The 18824-nt window shown below is 34.5% G+C and carries 15 protein-coding genes; 2 read left to right on the top strand and 13 right to left on the bottom strand.

Going from position 1 to position 18824, the window contains the following annotated elements:
• Nucleotides 1–147: 147 nt before the first annotated feature.
• The 6 genes from DMB65_RS21600 to porU all read right to left on the bottom strand — a co-directional run bounded on the left by DMB65_RS21600 (nucleotide 148) and on the right by porU (nucleotide 10529).
• A complete protein-coding gene (locus DMB65_RS21600; protein ID WP_110308698.1) occupies nucleotides 148–1995 on the bottom strand; it encodes a hydrolase/aminopeptidase in 1848 nt (615 codons plus the stop codon).
• 92 nt (nucleotides 1996–2087) lie between these two features.
• A complete protein-coding gene (locus DMB65_RS21595) occupies nucleotides 2088–3719 on the bottom strand; it encodes a pyruvate dehydrogenase complex dihydrolipoamide acetyltransferase (protein ID WP_110308697.1) in 1632 nt (543 codons plus the stop codon).
• 6 nt (nucleotides 3720–3725) lie between these two features.
• Nucleotides 3726–4724, bottom strand: a complete 999-nt coding sequence (pdhA, locus tag DMB65_RS21590) for a pyruvate dehydrogenase (acetyl-transferring) E1 component subunit alpha (RefSeq protein ID WP_110308696.1) — start codon at nucleotides 4722–4724, stop codon at nucleotides 3726–3728.
• A gap of 164 nt (nucleotides 4725–4888) precedes the next feature.
• A complete protein-coding gene (gene cdd, locus DMB65_RS21585) occupies nucleotides 4889–5371 on the bottom strand; it encodes a cytidine deaminase (protein WP_110308695.1) in 483 nt (160 codons plus the stop codon).
• A 75-nt stretch (nucleotides 5372–5446) separates the two neighbouring features.
• The gene (porV, locus tag DMB65_RS21580) at nucleotides 5447–6646 is read right to left on the bottom strand and encodes a type IX secretion system outer membrane channel protein PorV (RefSeq protein ID WP_110308694.1); all 1200 of its coding nucleotides are present in this window, start codon (nucleotides 6644–6646) and stop codon (nucleotides 5447–5449) included.
• Nucleotides 6647–6692: 46 nt separating this feature from the next.
• The gene (gene porU / locus DMB65_RS21575) at nucleotides 6693–10529 is read right to left on the bottom strand and encodes a type IX secretion system sortase PorU (RefSeq protein WP_110308693.1); all 3837 of its coding nucleotides are present in this window, start codon (nucleotides 10527–10529) and stop codon (nucleotides 6693–6695) included.
• A 214-nt stretch (nucleotides 10530–10743) separates the two neighbouring features.
• Here porU and gldJ point away from each other — a divergent pair, with 214 nt between their 5' ends.
• A complete protein-coding gene (gene gldJ, locus DMB65_RS21570; RefSeq protein ID WP_110308692.1) occupies nucleotides 10744–12429 on the top strand; it encodes a gliding motility lipoprotein GldJ in 1686 nt (561 codons plus the stop codon).
• A 111-nt stretch (nucleotides 12430–12540) separates the two neighbouring features.
• Nucleotides 12541–13827, top strand: coding sequence for a UDP-N-acetylmuramoyl-tripeptide--D-alanyl-D-alanine ligase (locus DMB65_RS21565; RefSeq protein ID WP_110308691.1), 1287 nt, complete (start codon nucleotides 12541–12543; stop codon nucleotides 13825–13827).
• Nucleotides 13828–13953: 126 nt separating this feature from the next.
• Here DMB65_RS21565 and DMB65_RS21560 read toward each other — a convergent pair whose 3' ends face one another.
• The 7 genes from DMB65_RS21560 to DMB65_RS21530 all read right to left on the bottom strand — a co-directional run bounded on the left by DMB65_RS21560 (nucleotide 13954) and on the right by DMB65_RS21530 (nucleotide 18594).
• Entirely contained in the window at nucleotides 13954–14562 is a 609-nt protein-coding gene (locus tag DMB65_RS21560; RefSeq protein WP_110308690.1) for an alpha-ketoglutarate-dependent dioxygenase AlkB family protein, read from the bottom strand.
• Nucleotides 14549–14794 carry an Ada metal-binding domain-containing protein gene (locus DMB65_RS21555; RefSeq protein ID WP_110308689.1) on the bottom strand — a complete coding sequence of 82 codons (246 nt, stop codon included), beginning with the start codon at nucleotides 14792–14794 and terminating at the stop codon, nucleotides 14549–14551. Before DMB65_RS21555 ends, DMB65_RS21560 begins: the two co-directional genes overlap by 14 nt.
• A gap of 128 nt (nucleotides 14795–14922) precedes the next feature.
• A complete protein-coding gene (locus DMB65_RS21550) occupies nucleotides 14923–15636 on the bottom strand; it encodes a 2OG-Fe(II) oxygenase (RefSeq protein WP_110308688.1) in 714 nt (237 codons plus the stop codon).
• Nucleotides 15637–15686: 50 nt separating this feature from the next.
• Entirely contained in the window at nucleotides 15687–16538 is an 852-nt protein-coding gene (locus DMB65_RS21545) for a methylated-DNA--[protein]-cysteine S-methyltransferase (RefSeq protein ID WP_110308687.1), read from the bottom strand.
• A gap of 125 nt (nucleotides 16539–16663) precedes the next feature.
• Nucleotides 16664–17743: a hypothetical protein gene (locus DMB65_RS21540; RefSeq protein ID WP_110308686.1), complete on the bottom strand. Its 1080-nt coding sequence runs from the start codon at nucleotides 17741–17743 to the stop codon at nucleotides 16664–16666.
• Between the two features lie 126 nt (nucleotides 17744–17869).
• Complete coding sequence (locus DMB65_RS21535; protein ID WP_110308685.1) at nucleotides 17870–18325, bottom strand: PIN domain-containing protein; 456 nt, start codon at nucleotides 18323–18325, stop codon at nucleotides 17870–17872.
• Nucleotides 18322–18594, bottom strand: coding sequence for a hypothetical protein (locus DMB65_RS21530; RefSeq protein WP_110308684.1), 273 nt, complete (start codon nucleotides 18592–18594; stop codon nucleotides 18322–18324). Before DMB65_RS21530 ends, DMB65_RS21535 begins: the two co-directional genes overlap by 4 nt.
• Between the last annotated feature and the right edge of the window lie 230 nt (nucleotides 18595–18824).

Raw genomic sequence — 18824 nt, 5'->3', positions numbered from 1 at the left:
AAGCTTTGCATGCTTCATCATTTGGCAATTCTTTTATAAAGTTTAGTATGCTTTGTCCTTCAAACACTTCCATAACGTATGATTTTAAAGGCATAAAGATACAGAAACTAAATGACTAACTCAATAAAATTATATTACATGAAAAGTTTATTTCAAAACATCTTCAACCGCCTGAATAGTTGTGGCATGATAACCCGATTTTGCTTTTTCAAAAACTTGTTTTGCCCCAACTTTCCCCTCAGGAGTTTTTACCATTTCTTTGTAAAGCATCATTACAGATCCCGTTCTGCTGATTCCAATTAAAAATTGCTCAATAGCAGGATTTGCAGCTTTATATTGATGGCGAATTGCCTGAACGAACCATTGACGTTTAATGATAAAATTTCCTCCTTTTGTAAAGTTGAATTCGGAATCAATTTCAGCCATTTCTTTTGCTGTAATGTCAGCAGGAAGATGATCTATAAAGTGCTGTTTCTCGGCAGTTGTAGTGATTTTTTTGCTCAATCCATTAACACCCGTTTCTCTCCAGCTTTTTTGAATTTTATCGATTGCATCAAAATCAGTGGAACTTACCGGAAGAATGTTTGCCGGAATCCCTGGTTTGTAAATCCAGTCTTCTAATTTGATTTTATCAGCTAAAGTTTTGTCACCTTTGATAAGGTTTTCATTGATGTATTTAACGAAATTTTCTGTTGTAATGGATTTGAAAGCATGAGCATCGAAATAGTTTTTGATAAACGGATCGAATTTCTTGCGCCCTACAGCATTTTCAATAACTCTTAAAAAAGCATACCCTTTTACATAAGGAATCATGCTGATTCCGTCATCTGGGTTTCTTCCGGTCAGACTAACTTTTAATCTTGTGTCTGCATTTGTATCGCCGTATTCTGCCACGTTATCTGTTAATTCTTTGTTGGTGATAACGTTTTGCATCTCAAATTCTTTCTTTCCGAAAATTGCTTCACCAATTCTGTGTTCGACATAAGTGGTAAAGCCTTCGTTTAGCCAAATATCATCCCAGGTTGCATTGGTAACTAAGTTTCCGCTCCAGCTATGTCCTAGCTCATGAGCCAGCAAACTTGTTAGTGAACGATCTCCAGCAATTACGCCCGGAGTTAAGAAGGTTAGGTTTGGGTTTTCCATTCCGCCATAAGGGAAACTTGGCGGTAAAACCAATACATCATAACGTCCCCAACGGTAAGGACCGTATAATTTTTCAGCAGCGACAACCATTTTTCCCAGTTCAGCAAATTCCCAGGCTGATTTTTTTAGCATGGATGGTTCTGCGTATACTCCGGTTCTGTTGTCAATAGCTTGAAATGCAATATCCCCAACCGCAATGGCCATTAAATAAGAAGGAATTGCCTTGTCTTGTTTGAAACTATAAATGCCAGTATCATTTTTTGCCTGTGGGTTTACAGCACTCATTACGGCCAGTAAATCTTTAGGAACTGTAACCTTTGCATTATAAGTAAAACGGATTCCCGGCGAATCCTGACAAGGAATCCACGTACGCGACCAAACACTTTCACCCTGAGAGAATAAAAAAGGTTTCCTTTTATCTGCTGTTTGTTCTGGTTTTAACCATTGTAAAGCTACAGCGTCTTTAGTGGTACTGTAGTAAATATTTACTTTGGTTGTATTGGGTTCAATTGTAATATGCAGCGGTTTCCCATGGAATTCTTCGTCTTTTCCAAGTTCAAATTTGGTTTCTTTTTCCTCATCACCTAATGTTACTTTTGTAATATTTAAAGTGTTTTCATCGAAGATAATTTCGTTTCCTTTGCTAATATTGTCAATGAGCCAGGATGCTTTTCCTGAGATTGTCTGTGTTTCAAAATCAACTTTAATATCAAGATCCAAATGTTTAACGACCGCAAGTTCGGGTTTAGAATAACTGTGTTCATCTGCAACAACTCCCGGTTTTTCGGTTTTTTCTTTTTGCTGGCAGGCAATCGCTGTTAGAAATAAAGAGACAAGAATTAGTTTTTTCATATGATGAAGAATTGAATTTTGAGGATGAAAATTAAACAAAAAATCCCGTTTTGTTATTCAAAACGGGATTTAAATGTAAAATCAACAAAGAATTACGCCAACATAGTAACTGGGCTTTCGATGTATTGTTTTAATGTTTGTAAAAACTGAGCTCCTGTAGCACCGTCAATTGTTCTGTGGTCACAAGCTAATGATAACATCATGGTGTTTCCAACTACGATTTGACCGTTTTTGACTACTGGTTTTTCAACAATTGCGCCTACAGAAAGGATAGCAGAGTTGGGTTGGTTGATAATGGAATTAAATTCAGTAATACCAAACATTCCAAGGTTAGATACTGTAAAAGTACTTCCTTCCATTTCCTGAGGTCCTAATTTTTTGTTTTTAGCTCTTCCGGCAAGATCTCTAACAGAAGCACCAATTTGAGATAAACTCATCGCATCTGTAAATCGCAATACAGGAACTACTAATCCGTCTTCAACAGCTACAGCAACTCCAATATTTACGTGATGGTTGATGATGATCGCATCTTCTTTCCACTGAGAGTTTATTTTTGGGTGTTTTTTCAAGGCTAAAGCACAAGCTTTAATTACCATATCGTTGAAAGATACTTTTGTATCCGGTACTGTATTGATTGTAGCTCTTGCTCCCATTGCTTCGTCCATACTTACTTCGATCACTAAGTTGTAGTGAGGAGCAGTAAATAAAGATTCTGCCAGACGTTTTGCGATAATTTTACGCATTTGAGAGTTTTTGATCTCTTCTGTGTAAACTTCTCCCGCAGGAACAAATACTTTTGGAGCAGCAGTAGCAGAAGCTTCTTGTTTTGCAACTGGTGCAGAAGTAGCTTGTGTTTGTGCAGATGGAGTAAAGTTTTCGATGTCGCTTTTTACGATACGTCCATTTTCACCTGAACCTTTAACTTGTGATAATTGAATTCCTTTATCAGAAGCAATTTTCTTAGCCAATGGCGAAGCAATAACTCTTCCGTTTGAAGTTTCTGCAACAGCTTCCTTAGCTTTTTCAGCAACAGGAGCAGCTTTTGTTTCCTCTGTAGCAGGAGCATTTGCAGGTGCAGCACCTCCGGCAGTAAAACCTTCAGCAATTCCAGAAATATCAGTTCCTGCAGGCCCTATGATTGCCAGTAAGCTGTCAACTGGTGCGGTATTTCCTTCCTGAATTCCGATGTATAATAATGTTCCCGCATTGAAAGACTCAAACTCCATAGTAGCTTTGTCTGTTTCAATTTCGGCTAAAATATCGCCTTCAGAAACTGAATCCCCTACTTTTTTCAGCCAGGTTGCTACAGTTCCTTCAGTCATTGTATCACTTAAACGAGGCATTGTTACTACGACAACACCTTTTGGTAATTCAGCTGCAGCTTTTGTAGGAGCAGCTTCTGTTTTTGCCTCAGCAGCCGGAGCGGTTTCAGCTTTTGGAGCAGCCGGGGCATCACCGCCGGCTAATAAAGCAGAAATATCTTCTCCTTCGTTTCCAATAATTGCTAATAATGAATCAACCGGAGCAGTTTCCCCAGCTGGAATTCCAATATGTAAAAGAGTTCCTTCGTTAAAAGATTCGAACTCCATTGTTGCTTTGTCTGTTTCAATTTCAGCTAAGATATCTCCTTCGCTAACTTTGTCGCCTACTTTTTTTAACCAAGTCGCTACCGTTCCTTCCGTCATAGTATCGCTCAAACGAGGCATTGTTACTTTAATCGCCATAATATATTATAGTTTATGAGGTGTAAATGGATAGTCTTCTTGTGCGTATACTACATCGTATAATTGTTGTAATTCTGGATATGGAGATTCTTCAGCGAATTTTACACATTCTTCAACCAGATCTTTAACTCTTTGGTCAATTACTTCGATTTCTTCTTCTGTAGCATATTTCTGATCCATAATTACATCAAGAACCTGAGTAATTGGGTCAATTTTTTTGTATTCTTCGATTTCTTCTTTAGAGCGGTATAATTGAGCATCAGACATTGAGTGTCCTCTGTAACGGTACGTTTTCATTTCAAGGAAAGTTGGTCCGTCTCCGCGACGCGCTCTTTCAATAGCTTCGTGCATTGCTTCGGCAACCTTTACAGGATTCATTCCGTCAACTGGTCCGCAAGGCATTTCGTATCCTAAACCAAGTTTCCAGATATCAGTGTGGTTTGCAGTTCTTTCAACAGAAGTTCCCATTGCATATCCATTATTTTCAACAATAAATACAACTGGTAATTTCCACAACATAGCCATATTAAAGGCTTCGTGAAGTGAACCTTGTCTTGCTGCACCATCACCAAAATAAGTCATCGTTACACCACCTGTTTCAAAATATTTATCAGCAAAAGCTAAACCAGCTCCTACAGGAATTTGTCCTCCAACGATTCCGTGACCTCCGTAAAAACGGTGTTCTTTAGAGAAAATATGCATAGATCCTCCCATACCTTTAGAAGTTCCTGTTGCTTTTCCTAGAAGTTCGGCCATAACACGTCTTGGGTCAACTCCCATACCAATTGGCTGTACGTGATTTCTGTATGCAGTAATCATCTTGTCTTTGGTCAGATCCATTGCATGTAAAGCTCCCGCCAATACTGCTTCCTGACCATTGTAGAGGTGAAGAAATCCTCTCACTTTTTGTTGAATGTATAATGCTGCAAGTTTGTCTTCAAACTTTCTCCAAAGCAGCATGTCTTCATACCACTTTAAGTAAACCTCTTTTGTAACTTCTTTCATCTGAATTCTTTCTTTTGCTAAAGTTGTTTTTTTGTGTTATCAAATTATCACCTATAACGCAAAAATAGTTTCCTCCCACAAATTTGCGCCCGAAGGGTCGGGATGCAAAAATAAGACATTACATTTAAGAACTAAAATTTAAAAGCTTGTTTTTTGGCTTTTTTTTACAAGAACTTTTTATCAAACATAAATGGGAGAAGGTTTTTGAGGGATGCAGATTGATAAATTACGCCAATTTCTCCCATAAAATAGATTTCAATGGGGGTATCCTGTTTAATTTCATATTCTGCAATAGATTGTCGGCAGGATCCGCATGGAGGAATTGGAGCTTGTGTTTGGTTGGTATCAGAAGCGGCTGTAATTGCCATTTTTAAAATTTTAGCTTCCGGATAAACGCTTCCCGCATGAAAAATAGCGACACGTTCTGCACATAAACCTGATGGATAAGCTGCGTTTTCCTGATTTGATCCTAAAACAATTTCGCCATTATCCAATAATAATGCAGTGCCAACTCTAAATTGGGAGTAAGGTGCATACGCTTTTTTGCGAATGGCTACGGCCTGATTCATTAAATGCTGAATGTCATTTGGTAATTCTTCTAAGGTATCAAAAACTAAAAATGATGATGTTACGCTTATTTCTTTCATTGCTTTTATGGGAAAAAAAATCCAAATTTCTAGAAATAGAAATTTGGATTTGATATTAATTTATTTGTTGTCTGACTAATACTCTTCGTATTTCTCGCCAAAATTAAAGGTTAGTGAGAAACGAAGTGTGTTTTCTAACGGATTTTTAACTTTTGATGCAGAGAATAAGTACGAAACATCCACTTTTACGACATTATATTTAAATCCCGCACCTAATGAGAAAAATTTTACCGCACCTTTTTCAGGACTTTGGTGGTAATATCCGGCACGCATCGAAAAGGAATCCTGATAGGTGTATTCTCCGGACAGGCTGTAAGTGATTTCTTTTATTTCTTCGCTGAAACCGTCTGGGGCATCACTAAAAGATTTAAAGATTCCAGGAACCCAGCCTATAGAGTTATATTTGTTATTAGCTTCCTGAACACCATTGGATTCTCCTGTATCCGAAGTGTCGCCATCATTATTTAAATCTACCGGAGTAGGTATTTGCGGTGTAGGAACAAGTAGTTTTGTGAATTCTAAACCTACGGCTACTTTATTATAATCGTCTAATATAAAATCAAAACCACCGCCTAATCTTAAATTTGCAGGAAGAAAGTTTGAGCCAGATCCGTCAGTTATTCCGCTTAGATCATAATTGATTTTTGGCCCTAGATTCTGGAAGTTAAAACCACCTCTCCATCTACCGTTAAAGTCTCTGTAAGCAATTTCTTCAGACTGATAAAATCCGGCAACATCAAAAGCAAATGATCTGGCAGCAGATAAACTTTGTCCTTCGGTTGTGATTCCTAAGTTAGAGCTGATGAATCTTGCGCCAACAGCCATTGAGAACATTTCGCTTAATTTCAGTGAATATGATCCATCAATAGTATATTCTGAAGGCTTGACCACATTTGGAGTAGCGGTTGCATCTGTTCGCAGTTCAATATCGCCAATACTGAAATAGCGAATGCTTCCGGCAAAAGCACTTCGTTCGTTGATTTTGTTGTAATAAGTTACCTGACTTAATGAAATATCATTTACCAAATCAGTTAAATAAGGAGTATAGCTTACGGAGAAACCTTGTTTATCAATTGAAAATGCATATTTTGCAGGATTCCATTGTTGGGAGAATACATCTGCAGATGTTGCAACTCCCTGGTCGCCAAGACCGGCTGCTCTGGCATCAGCAGCAACTTGTAAAAAAGGAACTCCTGTAGTAATTGGTCTCTCTTGTGCGTTGGCAAGCGATATTATAATAAAATAAAATAATAATAAAGGGGATATTTTTTTCATTTATATTAAGTAAGTTGTTAGTTTATGTTAGTTATGCAAATATATATTATAGAATAACAAGTTTTTCATACTTTTCTGCTTTTTTGTTTGTTAAATTGGATTTTACAGTGAGTTTGTAAATGTAAACTCCTTTTCCTATCCTGTCCCCAAAATCATCTTTGCCGTCCCATGTAATTTCTCTGGATAAAAAACCTTCAGTGGTAATGATTTGATTTTTTGTCCATACGACCTTTCCTGTTATAGTCATTACCTGTACCTGAACATCTAAAGGTTCGTAAGGTTTATTATGTGAAAACCAAAACTGGGTATAGGTAGAAAATGGATTTGGATAATTAAGAACGTGAGTCAATGTAAGCGATTCGTCACCAACAACTATAAATTGTATTTCACTTGTTACCGGATTGTTGTAAACATCCCAGGCGGTAAAACTTATCGTATGCATTCCGGTACTTAAATTACGTAATGGAAAACGTAAATTTCCATTCGTATAATCGTCTAGTTTTGTTTGATAATAATCGTTCAAAACATAAGGATTGCTAACATCTCCATCTAAAACAGCGACAATATCATGCCCAATTCCACTAGCTGTATTTATTCCGTTTTCGTCTTCAAGAAACGCTAAAAGGAAAGGAGAATTGTTTGTAATTCCTCCTGATACAAAAGTTTCATCGTTCATATATAACTGAACTTTTGGACTAATATTGTCCTGAGGTGCATTTTCGTTAATTCCTCCAATTTTTATGATATTATTAAAGCCTGATTGGTTTTCTAAAACATCATTTTTTTTCGAATAAAAGCTAATTCTGCCATTGTTAACAGGGATCCTGATGTCTCTGGGAACTACAAAGCTAAATTCAAACTGACCATTTGTGACAGAAGCATTTCCTCTAAAAATAGTCTCTCCATGAGTTTTGAATTCTATTGCCGGACTATAACCATCATTATTAAGGGTGGTGCTGTTAATGAATTTGTCAAATATAGCTGTAAATAATTCTCCATTGTAATTGCTTAAGATATTGTTGTTTTCATCTGTAATTTCTCCTGAGATTTTGATTTTTGCCAAAGATTTAAAATCCTCAATTGTTCCTGAAACTGGTGTGTCATTTATTTTTGTCAGGTTAATTTGAGGTTTAGGAATAGCTAACATCATTGCAGGATCTCCTAAGTATAAAACAACGTTACTTGAGGTACTAGGAGTTTCATTTTTAGAAATCCGAAGGGCTTCAGCAATGGTTGGGTATTGATTTGCCCCGAAAGACAGCAGGTTTTTTGTGAGGTTGTCGTTAAAATTTTCGGCATTATATTGTCCGATTGAACGAATGGTTGTTACTAATGAAATTGCACCACCTTTCGGATTCCAAAAAGTATATTCTCCGGCAGTTGCGTGTGTTGGGTCATCAAAACGGGAGAATTCGCAGGTAATGGTTATAAATAATGGATATTTATATTGATTGCTTAAATTTTGACCATCAGATTTTTCCCAGATTCGTTCGCTGGATAACCCGTCTTCTCCGCCATGACCTAAATAATTAAAAACCAATGCGCCTTTTTCGAAGGCATTAAAAAAATCGGTTCTTGCTTTTGGATACCTTGAACCTCCTGATGATGCTTCCTGGGTATAAGAATCCAGAAAAATTTTGTCAATATTAAAAAAAGGCTTCTCAATAGCGATTTTATCTGCTAAACTATTTTGCCTTGATTGTAATGTGGCATCCGAAGATTTATCTGAATCATCACTAATTAAAACAAAATTATTTCGCCAGTTTCCGAATGACTTACTACTATGGTATTCTAAAACTTTATTAACCATTTCTTCTGCCTGCGCATTATCAGAAACAAGCATTCTTCCTACTGCAATATCAATTCCAAATGCATAGCTGGTTATGTTTCCTTCGGTGTCATCCATTAGTCCGTAAAAATCGTCAGATGCAAAGGAACTTTCTGCAATAGTCTGGCTGTTTAGTGCATGGTAGATAGGAACAATGTTAGTGTTGTTCGAAATACGGTTTTTGTAATCGAATGAGGCATCACCAAATAGATTTAGATATTTAACTCTTTTATTAGATGAAGAAGCATTTTTGTATACATATTTTACGCAGTTTCTTATTGCTGCAATGTCTTGTTTTCCGGAAGAAAACTCCTGATAGATGTTTTCAAGTGTAACAGTCTTTACGTTTAATTTTGAATAAGTCCTGTGAAAATTGGCTAGTTTTTCAGCTTGAGTGAGTAGGTTTTCCGGAGTAATAATCAAATAATCAATGTCCTGAAAATTATTTTGAGCGTTTTTTAAAAGTGTTCCTTTTAAGTTTTGATTTGCAATTTTAGATTTTCCTTCTTTTGAAGGAGTGTAGTAATCGTTTGGGTCTATAGCTATATATTTTCGAATTTCTCCTAAAGAAGCTTTGAAATTTAAATTGTTCGAATTATTATTTTCGATTTTCGTTACATTATATAGGTCTGTAATATCCCAAATTTGTGAAATACCAGAGGCATTCGAAATATTGTAATTGACAATACCGGAAGTTGAACCTGCAAGATCATATTGAAACAGGAATTGTTTGCCGTACCCAATTAGTTTTCTTTTCGCTGTTAAATTAATATAATCAAGATATCCTTTAGAGCCTGGTACTCCATTATTATTAAAGGTAAGTTTTATTTTTGTATTTTCAGATCCTGTAAAAGTTGTGTTTTCGGGTAAGTTTTTAGTGTGAAATTTTATTTCATTCCCGTCGATGAGTGGGTTTAAAAAGATACTCCCAATATTTTGCCCGTTAGCAGAAATATCAAAAGAAGTATTTGTAAATGAAGCAGAAGCGGTTGAAATTTCAATTTTTACAGGAATTGTGACCTCAATATTTGGGAAGTTAAATTCAAACTCCTGTTCAGGATTAGTTTCAAAAGATTCTCCAAACCATTGACGACCTGTATGTATAATGTTAATTTTGTCAATTTCATGAAATTGATGGTCGTCAAAAGTGGTGAGTTCTAATGTAGTGTTTCCGGTGGGTTGAGTTATATTCGAAATTCTTTTTCCGTCGCTGCCTTGGGCAGTTACATAGTAGTAAGATTTGGTGTCATATAAGTTAATATTAGTCTGACTTTCTGTATTCCAGTTGTTAATTCCTTCTGCATAAAAAAGAATATAGTCTTCATTGTTAAAAACACCATCGCTTTCTCCAATGATCTGAATGGCGTTTTCAGTCAGGTCATCAGGATAATAGATGCTGTTGGCTAAAGGAAGCATTCTTCCGCCATTTCCGTAAATTTTAATTTTTTTTGGATCCGTTTTGTTTGTGTCAAAACCAAGATTTTGTAAAAAAGATTTTGAAATTTTATAAACACCTGATTTTTCAACGTAGAAACGATACCAGTCTCCAGAAGATAAAACCGAGTTTGAAATAATATTTGATTTTGAAGTCGGGATTTGTTTATTGTTGTTCGAAGAGTTACTGTTAATTGAGTAAGAAAAAGATTTTATTCTTTTAAAACTATTTCCTTCAGATATAATAGGAGATAAGGAAATAAACCCTTGTTTTTGATCTCTTGAAGTGGCTATTTTAAGTGCTTCGTTTGGTTGTTTTGGTATATTAGACAAAGCCAAATCACCTAAGTCAGCAACATTAACATCTTCATATAGTACATTTGTGATTTGGACACCGCTGACGTCTGAATAGTCGAAATAATCCGGTTTAAAAAGGAGGCTTATGGTTTTTTTAGTAATATCATATCTAAAATAATCACCTTTAAAGTAAGGTATGATGGTTCTAAAATCACCATAATTCATTTCTTTTTTATTTTGCCAATCTATCGTGATATTCCCGTTTTTCTGGGAAAACAAGAAAAAAGGAATCAAAAAAAGATATAAAAGTATGGCTTGTTTCATAGTTAAAGAAAACGAAATTAAGTTTAAAATATTTTTAGTAAGTAAAAATATAGTATTTAATGTAATAGTAATAATAAAAAGTATATTTTTGCGTTCGGAACTAATAGGTTATTTTCTGGTAAAAAACAGCTTAATAAAATTATGAGAACAGATGTTGCTAATTAAAGGTTAATTATTATATTGCAACACCTAAATTTATCACCTAAGAATGAGTATGAAAGTAAACAAAATTGTAGCCTTGCAAGTAATGATGTCAATAGTATTGATGTTGGGCACGGCTAGTTGTAGCAAAAAATCAAGTTCTAGCCGCGGTTCAAGAGCGACAGGTTGGGATGTTGATAGTCAGAACGGAACGTCTGCCAGAAATGCAGGAAAAAAACAACAGGCTGGACCTGGTTTAATTTTCGTTGAAGGAGGTACATTTACTATGGGTAAAGTACAGGATGATGTTATGCATGATTGGAATAACACACCAACCCAACAACATGTTCAATCGTTTTACATGGATGAAACGGAAGTTACGAATGGTATGTATTTAGAATACCTGGAATGGCTGAAGAAAGTTTTTCCTCCAACAGAAGAAAGTTACAAAAATATTTATGCCGGGGCATCACCTGATACCTTAGTATGGAGAAATCGTTTAGGATACAACGAAACGATGACAAATAATTATTTAAGACATCCTGCATATGCTAACTATCCTGTAGTTGGTGTTAATTGGATTCAGGCAGTTGAATTTAGCAAATGGAGAACAGACCGTGTTAATGAAGCTGTTTTAGAAAAAGAAAGATATATAAAAAGAGGAGCCAAGACACAAGATGTTAGTGCTGAAAGTTTATTCAATACAGAAGCATATCTTGCATCTCCATCTACTTCTTATGGTGGTAATGAAGAAATTGTTTTAAAGAAAAGCCCTACTGGAAGAAGACCTAAAAAAGGTAAAGATGGTACTGTAGAAGAACAAAAAAATGTTTATGCACAACGTTCTTCAGGTGTTATTTTACCAGAATACAGACTTCCTACAGAAGCTGAATGGGAATATGCTGCAGCAGCAGATGTTGGACAAAGAGAATATAATATATACAAAGGACAAAAGAAATATCCTTGGTCCGGTGATTATACACGTTCAGCAAAACGTAAAAACAGAGGTGATCAATTGGCTAACTTTAAACAAGGTAATGGTGATTACGGTGGAATCGCAGGTTGGTCAGATGATGGTGCTGATATTACAAATAATGTAAAAAGTTATCCTGCAAATGATTTCGGTCTATATGATATGGCTGGTAACGTTGCAGAATGGGTTGCCGATGTTTACAGACCAATAATTGATAACGAGGCAAATGATTTTAACTATTACAGAGGTAATCAATATGCTAAAAACAAGATTGGTAAAGATGGTAAGTTAGAAATTATCTCAAAAGATAATATTAAATATACGACATTAAGCAATGGTAAAGTAGTTGCTACGAATTTACCTGGAGAGATAGCTCGTGTTCCTGTTGATGAAAATGAAACTTATTTAAGACAAAATTTCAGCAAAAGTGATAATATCAATTACAGAGATGGTGATAAACAATCTTCAAGATATTATGACTTTGGTGATTCTGAATCAGGTGACAGCACTAAAGTAGCGATGTACAATTCTCCAATACACAATGTTACTACAGACAGTTTAGGTAATATGGTTAGAAAATATGACAGCTCAAGCAAAAGAACAACTTTAATAAACGATAATGCAAGAGTTTATAAAGGAGGTTCCTGGAGAGACAGAGCTTACTGGTTGGATCCGGCTCAAAGAAGATATTTTCCACAGGATATGGCTACAGACTACATTGGATTTAGATGTGCTATGTCAAGAGTAGGTTCTAAGTCTGAAAGAAGAAAATCACCAAGGAATTAAATTTTAGAAATTCCAATAAAAAAATTCCAAATTCCAAAACTGTTTTCAGTACGGAATTTGGAATTTTTTTTATTGTTTTTTTAATTTTATAATCTATTTAAATGTTATAAAATGACTATTAAAGAAATTCATCACTTATTTTTAAAATGCAAATCTCTTTCAATCGATACACGTAAAATTGAAAAAGATTCTATGTTTTTTGCTATCAAAGGAGAAAATTTTGATGCCAATACATTTGCTCAGGAAGCTTTGGAGCGAGGTGCTTTATTTGTTGTACTTGATGATCCGTCATATGTAATTAACGAAAGGACAATTTTGGTACAAAATAGTTTAAAAACGTTGCAGGAGTTGGCAAAATTTCACAGAACATATTTAAAAATCCCTATAGTTGCCTTAACCGGGAGTAACGGAAAAACGACAACAAAAGAACTTATAAATGTTGTTTTGGCACAAAAATACAAGACTAAAGCTACTGTTGGAAACTTGAACAATCATATTGGCGTTCCTTTAACCTTATTATCGTTTACTGATGAAACTGAAATTGGAATAGTAGAAATGGGGGCTAACCATAAAAAAGAGATTGAGTTCCTATGTGAAATAGCACAACCCGATTATGGCTATATCACCAATTTTGGAAAAGCACATTTAAAAGGTTTTGGAGGTGTTGAAGGGGTAATCGAAGGAAAAAGCGAAATGTATAAATACTTGCTTAAGAACGAAAAAAAGGCGTTTGTTAATTTAGATGATCCTATTCAGGTTGAAAAATCTAAAGAAATAAAATCTTTCACATTTGGATTGCATAACAGATCTGCGGATTTAAATGTTCAAAAAATAGAGGCAAATCCGTTTGTGGTAATTAATTATATTGATTTTTGTGTAAATTCTAATTTAATTGGTCTTTATAATGCTAACAATATTAATGCTGCAGCAGCTATTGGTATTTATTTTAAGGTTGAAGAAAAAAACATTAAAACTGCAATCGAAAACTATATTCCAACTAACAATAGATCTCAGTTATTAAAAAAAGAATCATTTCAAATTATTCTGGATGCTTATAACGCAAATCCGAGTAGCATGGCTGTGGCAATTACTAATTTTTTGCAATTAGACAATTCAAATAAGATAATGATTCTTGGAGATATGTTTGAGCTTGGAAATGAAAGTTGGCAAGAACACAAGCTTATTGTGGATTCTTTAAAAAATCAGGATAAATCCTCTGTTTATTTAATTGGAAAATCGTTTTATGAAAATCGTATTTCTAGTGGAACACTTTATTTCTTTGCAACTTTTGAAGATTTTGCTGAATATTTAAATGCCAATAAATTTAAAGAAGAAAGTACCATACTGATTAAGGGATCTCGGGGTATGGCTTTGGAAAGAACTTTGAATTTTCTTTAATTATATCTTTAAAATTGATTGACCAGAGCCTTAATTATGAATTTCAATTTAAGGTCCTGGTCAAAAAACGGAAAATTATTTTTGTTTTTTCGTAATACGATTGAAGTATCCGGATTAAATTTATGCTTAACCCACAATCGTTCTAAATGTCAAATTTACCCTTGGTTTTGAAGTGGTTTTGGTTGGGGGCAGACGATGAAGCCAGTGCGTTTGAGTTTCGTCTTTCATGACCAGTAAACTTCCATGTTCCAGAATTACCGAAACTGTTTCTTTGGTTTGTTTATGCTTGAAAGAGAACTTGCGTTCTGCACCAAAACTTACAGACCCAATAGCACCATTTTTTTTTAAATCTTTTTCAGCATCGCTGTGCCATGCCATTCCTTCTTCACCAGAATGATATAAATTCAAGAGGCAGGAATTGAAAGTTTCTCCAGTTTTTTCTTCAATGATTTTCTTTAATTCTAAAAGTTCAGCAGTCCAGGGCAAAGCTTTTTTTGTAGTATTAGAATACGTGTATTCAAATTCCTTGTCGCCGTACCAAGCCACTTTTCTTTTGGTTAAAATCAATTTTCCGAAAATAATCGCTTCGTCATTTTTCCATTCAATTGTATTTAACAAAGTATCACGATAAAAGTTGGCTTTTTCTCTTGAGAATAATTTCCCGAAGTAATTAACCGTTCCGTCCTGTGGGAGCAAATTGGTATTTTCGTCTATTTGAGGATTAAATAAGTCCATTTTTCCATTTTTGATATTCGGCTTTCATGCAATGTCCACAAGGCCTAAAGCCACTATCTTTTGCTTTATTTTCAGAAGAAAAGAAAACCCGGTTTTTACGTTTCATTCTTTTGCCGGAAGAACATTTTAAAGTCCCGTAGATTTTTAGTATACGATTGCCGCCAAAACAAATTTCGCCATTTTTAATTTTACGAAGTAATTCAGGATCGGATATTTTTTGATGATTAATCATAAAGATATACGTTTTTTATCTTGCAGCGCGCACTCTAGTGCGTCTGATATGTTGGTATTTTGCCACGAATTATGTTTTTCAAAATAATTCGTGAATTCGTGGCGAAAGAAATACTTGATTGGTGAGAGTTATGATATTGCATCATGAAAAATAATCCCCAGGGTATAGCGTTCACCCGAATGAACTTCGCTAACGCCATGTTTCATATTGACACGATAATATCCTTTTGTACCTTTTACTGGTCTGAAATTGGTTGTAAAAACCAGCATATCACCTTTTTTTGGTTTTAAAACAATCGCTTTAGATTGCGCACGAGGTGTTTGCTGCGTAAGAACAAATTCACCGCCGGTAAAATCTACGTCAGGCTCATTTAAGAAAAGTACAGTCTGAATCGGAAAATAAACAGCACCATACAAATCCTGATGAAGTGTATTAAATCCGCCTTTGCCATATTTTAAAACAAGAACAGTTGCTTTTAATTGTTCATTTTTATGGCATTGTTGTAGAAGTTCTTCATGTGTGTTTGGAAAAATTGTATTGATATTCAAAACTTTCATCCAGCCATTTGCAATTGGTGCTAATCTCGGATAAACTAAATTCCGAATGGATTGAATCAATTCAGGAAGGGGATAATTAAAATATTTATATTCGCCTAAACCAAATCGATAACGCTCCATAACAACTGTTTTTCGATATAAATTTGGATTGTTATAATCGAATTTTAAATCCTCACATTGTTCGTTATTAAGTAAATTAGAAATGATTGCAAATCCATTTTCGTGCATAGATTCGGTGATTCTTTCCCAGTTCTGAGAAGCAATTTTTGATTGTATATTTTGCATGGATTTTTTTTTGGAGAGACGCATAGCAGTGCGTCTGGGTTCTGTGATTTTTAGTTTTCGGAATCAGTTAGCGCAGCTTCCCAGCCAATTATGGCCGTTTTCCGGGTGTTCCCCCACATATAACCGCCAAATGTTCCTGTAGATTGAATAACACGATGGCATGGAATTAAGAAAGCCACAGGATTACTGCCAATCGCAGTTCCGACAGCTCTCGATGCGTTTGGTTTTTGTATTTGCTGTGCAATTGAACCGTAGGTTGAAAGTTGACCCGCTGGAATTTTAAGTAAGGTTTCCCAAACTTTCAATTGAAAATCGGTTCCTTTTAAATGCAGTTTTATTTCGGATAATTTGCTCCAGTCATTTTGAAAAATAAACAAGGCATTTTTTTGGAATAAATCTAGTTTTTGTGAGAATGTGGCATTTGGGAATTTATGTTTTAAATCTATAAAACCTATTTCTTCGTCTTTGGTGAAAGCCATAAAACAAACTCCTTTTTCAGTCGAAGCCACGATGATATTCCCAAACGGAGTTTCGGCAAAACTGAAATTAATTTCTAAATTCTTTCCCCCATTTTTATATTCTGCGGGTGTCATTCCTTCGATATTTACAAATAAATCATGCAGACGGCTTGTGCCCGAAAGTCCGGTTTGATATGCCGTTTCAAACAAAGTGGCGCTTTGGTTTTCTTTGAGGATTTTTTTGGCATGCTCAACACTAATGTATTGTAAAAATTTCTTCGGACTGGTTCCAGCCCATTCCGTAAACAGACGTTGAAAGTGAAACGGACTCAAATTTACTTTCTCAGCAATCTTATCAAGATTAGGTTGCTCCAGAAAGTTGGCTTTGATATAGTCAATCGCTTCTGCTATCCGATTATAATTGATGTTTTCCTGTATGTTCATTTCGTTCAATTTTTATAATACAAATATCGCTTGGGTTTTGCGGTTATAAAATCCGAAACTTGCGGAAATGTTTTTTGTTGTTTTTGTTTCAGGTTTTGCGCTATGTGAAATTTTAAAAAACAAAACTAGTTGAGACCTTCTTTTTTAAGAGAAACACTTATCAATTTATAACCATTTTCAGTCCTTAAAAATTCAAAATGATCTTGTCCTGAATCAGCTTTGTTTTTTGGATTAATCACAATAGTCATTGTTGGATATTGCCAGTCTTTTGATTCATTGCAATTATTGAAATAGGTATTATACTCGCTTGATTCGTAAATAAACGGATTTAATCCGCCAGAGGAAATGAAATAGTCTGTTTTTGCATAATTTAATTGTTGTAGTTTTAGTTTTAAAAGATTGTAATTCTGTTGCATAAACTTTGATTTTGATTCGCTGATCCAGGTATTTGGTTCTTTCCAATACGTGATTTTATCAAAGGAATGTTTTTCTAAATTGACTTTGGATAAATCAATAAGCAAAGTGTTTTTTAGCCAATATTTAAACTCTTTGTGATAATTAATGAACGAATAATATTGACCATCGATTCCGCGAAAACTTTCTCGTATTTCATCTTTGCCAGGTTCTTTTGATTTTTCTAAGGAATAAAAATTAAGATCATCATTATAAGGAAAATTTTCAATTAAGATGTTGTTATTTATATTCATTAAGAATTCTTTTCCTCCTTTCCAGAAAAAATGTTCGCCGTCGATTTCTTTTTTAGCATCTTTTAGACCTATAAACATTTTGTTTTTAACTTTGGTTAAATTGCTGTATTCTGCTGGAATTGCAATTTTTCCATCGCTATTAAACATCCCCATTTTGTCTGTTACAGGATCCCTGAAGCGGATATAACCTTCGTTCTCGCAATCCGGACCATTATCAAAAGTATACAAGCTGTCAATCCCAACTAGTTTTCCTTTTTTGGTAAGATAATAGCTTTTCCATTTCTCATTGACTTCTTCTGTAACGGCAATAATATCATCAAATTTATTGGCCGAAGTAAGTCCCATAAATTTAGGTTCTATTTTGACGTTGCCATTTTCATCTTTAAATCCGATATAAGTTGAATCTTTATCCTGAAATGAAATCCAAACATCGCTGTTCTGTGCTAATGCTGCAAGATTTACAAGTAGGAAAGTACAAATAAGAAGAAATCGTTTCATGAGATTGCTTTGTAGTAAATATAGTATAAAGTTTTTAGGAGAAATATTCGTATTGACTTAAGATTCTTTAAAAAAAAATAATCCAACGGGTTTTAGACTATAGGATATTGAATACAATTAAAAAAACTAATTTAATTTCTCGTTTTTGACCTTGACTAAATCATAAACTTTTATACCATATGCAATTGCATAATCTGAAAGTTTGGAGTCTGAGGTTATTAAAAGTTTACAGAATTTTGCTTGTTCTAAAACAAGAGAGTCTGTAAGACCTAAATCAAAAAAACTTTCGCATTCACTACCAGTTTGTGAATCTATATACTTTTCGGAAGTAGTTTTAATTATCTCAGTTATTTTTTGGGTATATTGATATTTATAATTTCCTCCAAAACTGTTTAGTAAATTGTCAACTTCAGTCCAGATGTTTGGTAAAACAATAATCTGCTTAAGATCCCCGATTACATACAATAATTCATAAAAATCCTCTTCATCATATATTGAGGTAGTCTTATGGGTCTTAAGTAATTTGGGATCAATAAGTCCCAGTAATAGAACTATTAAAGCATTTGAATCAATTAAAATCATGCTTTATCATACATTAAAAAACTAACTACTTCGTTTTTTTCGTTTATCTCTAATTTTTTATACATTCTAAGATAAGCAAATTCAGGCGCTAGAGCGGAGAAAGCCTTAGATGGTCTGTTTGTGTTTTCTACTAAATAAGAAACTACAACTTCCCATATTTTTTCGTCCTGTTTAAAAATTGCTTGTTCAAGTCGAAAATCAGGATTTGTAACGGTAGATAAATCTGATAGTTCGTTTTTGGCAATAGTCAATATATCTTTAAGTTTCATAAGGCCTTTTAATTGAGTTTTTAATCTTTTTTATGTAAAAATAGGAAACTTATTTCTTTTCTAAATATTGTACTGTGATATTTTGCTCGCGTGAGGGATAGCAGCCAATGTCATTAAGTTAAGGCTTATATTGCTCTTTTATAATTAGTTATAGATTTGTATTTTCCAGATTGTCTTATTTTTGATTTTTTACGTTCATAATTTCTATTCATCCTAATAGGTTCAAGATG

Origin of the sequence: Flavobacterium cheongpyeongense, assembly GCF_003202435.1 — a bacterium.
In the GTDB taxonomy this organism is placed as follows: domain Bacteria; phylum Bacteroidota; class Bacteroidia; order Flavobacteriales; family Flavobacteriaceae; genus Flavobacterium; species Flavobacterium cheongpyeongense.
The sequence above is the reverse complement of the archived record's forward strand: the minus strand, read 5'-3'. Positions and strand labels throughout refer to the sequence as shown.

Bases quoted from the DNA above. Each gene is read 5' to 3' on its own strand.
- DMB65_RS21600 (WP_110308698.1), bottom strand. From the start codon at position 1,995: ATGAAAAAACTAATTCTTGTCTCTTTATTTCTAACAGCGATTGCCTGC.
- DMB65_RS21595 (WP_110308697.1), bottom strand. From the start codon at position 3,719: ATGGCGATTAAAGTAACAATGCCTCGTTTGAGCGATACTATGACGGAA.
- pdhA (WP_110308696.1), bottom strand. From the start codon at position 4,724: ATGAAAGAAGTTACAAAAGAGGTTTACTTAAAGTGGTATGAAGACATG.
- cdd (WP_110308695.1), bottom strand. From the start codon at position 5,371: ATGAAAGAAATAAGCGTAACATCATCATTTTTAGTTTTTGATACCTTA.
- porV (WP_110308694.1), bottom strand. From the start codon at position 6,646: ATGAAAAAAATATCCCCTTTATTATTATTTTATTTTATTATAATATCG.
- porU (WP_110308693.1), bottom strand. From the start codon at position 10,529: ATGAAACAAGCCATACTTTTATATCTTTTTTTGATTCCTTTTTTCTTG.
- gldJ (WP_110308692.1), top strand. From the start codon at position 10,744: ATGAAAGTAAACAAAATTGTAGCCTTGCAAGTAATGATGTCAATAGTA.
- DMB65_RS21565 (WP_110308691.1), top strand. From the start codon at position 12,541: ATGACTATTAAAGAAATTCATCACTTATTTTTAAAATGCAAATCTCTT.
- DMB65_RS21560 (WP_110308690.1), bottom strand. From the start codon at position 14,562: ATGGACTTATTTAATCCTCAAATAGACGAAAATACCAATTTGCTCCCA.
- DMB65_RS21555 (WP_110308689.1), bottom strand. From the start codon at position 14,794: ATGATTAATCATCAAAAAATATCCGATCCTGAATTACTTCGTAAAATT.
- DMB65_RS21550 (WP_110308688.1), bottom strand. From the start codon at position 15,636: ATGCAAAATATACAATCAAAAATTGCTTCTCAGAACTGGGAAAGAATC.
- DMB65_RS21545 (WP_110308687.1), bottom strand. From the start codon at position 16,538: ATGAACATACAGGAAAACATCAATTATAATCGGATAGCAGAAGCGATT.
- DMB65_RS21540 (WP_110308686.1), bottom strand. From the start codon at position 17,743: ATGAAACGATTTCTTCTTATTTGTACTTTCCTACTTGTAAATCTTGCA.
- DMB65_RS21535 (WP_110308685.1), bottom strand. From the start codon at position 18,325: ATGATTTTAATTGATTCAAATGCTTTAATAGTTCTATTACTGGGACTT.
- DMB65_RS21530 (WP_110308684.1), bottom strand. From the start codon at position 18,594: ATGAAACTTAAAGATATATTGACTATTGCCAAAAACGAACTATCAGAT.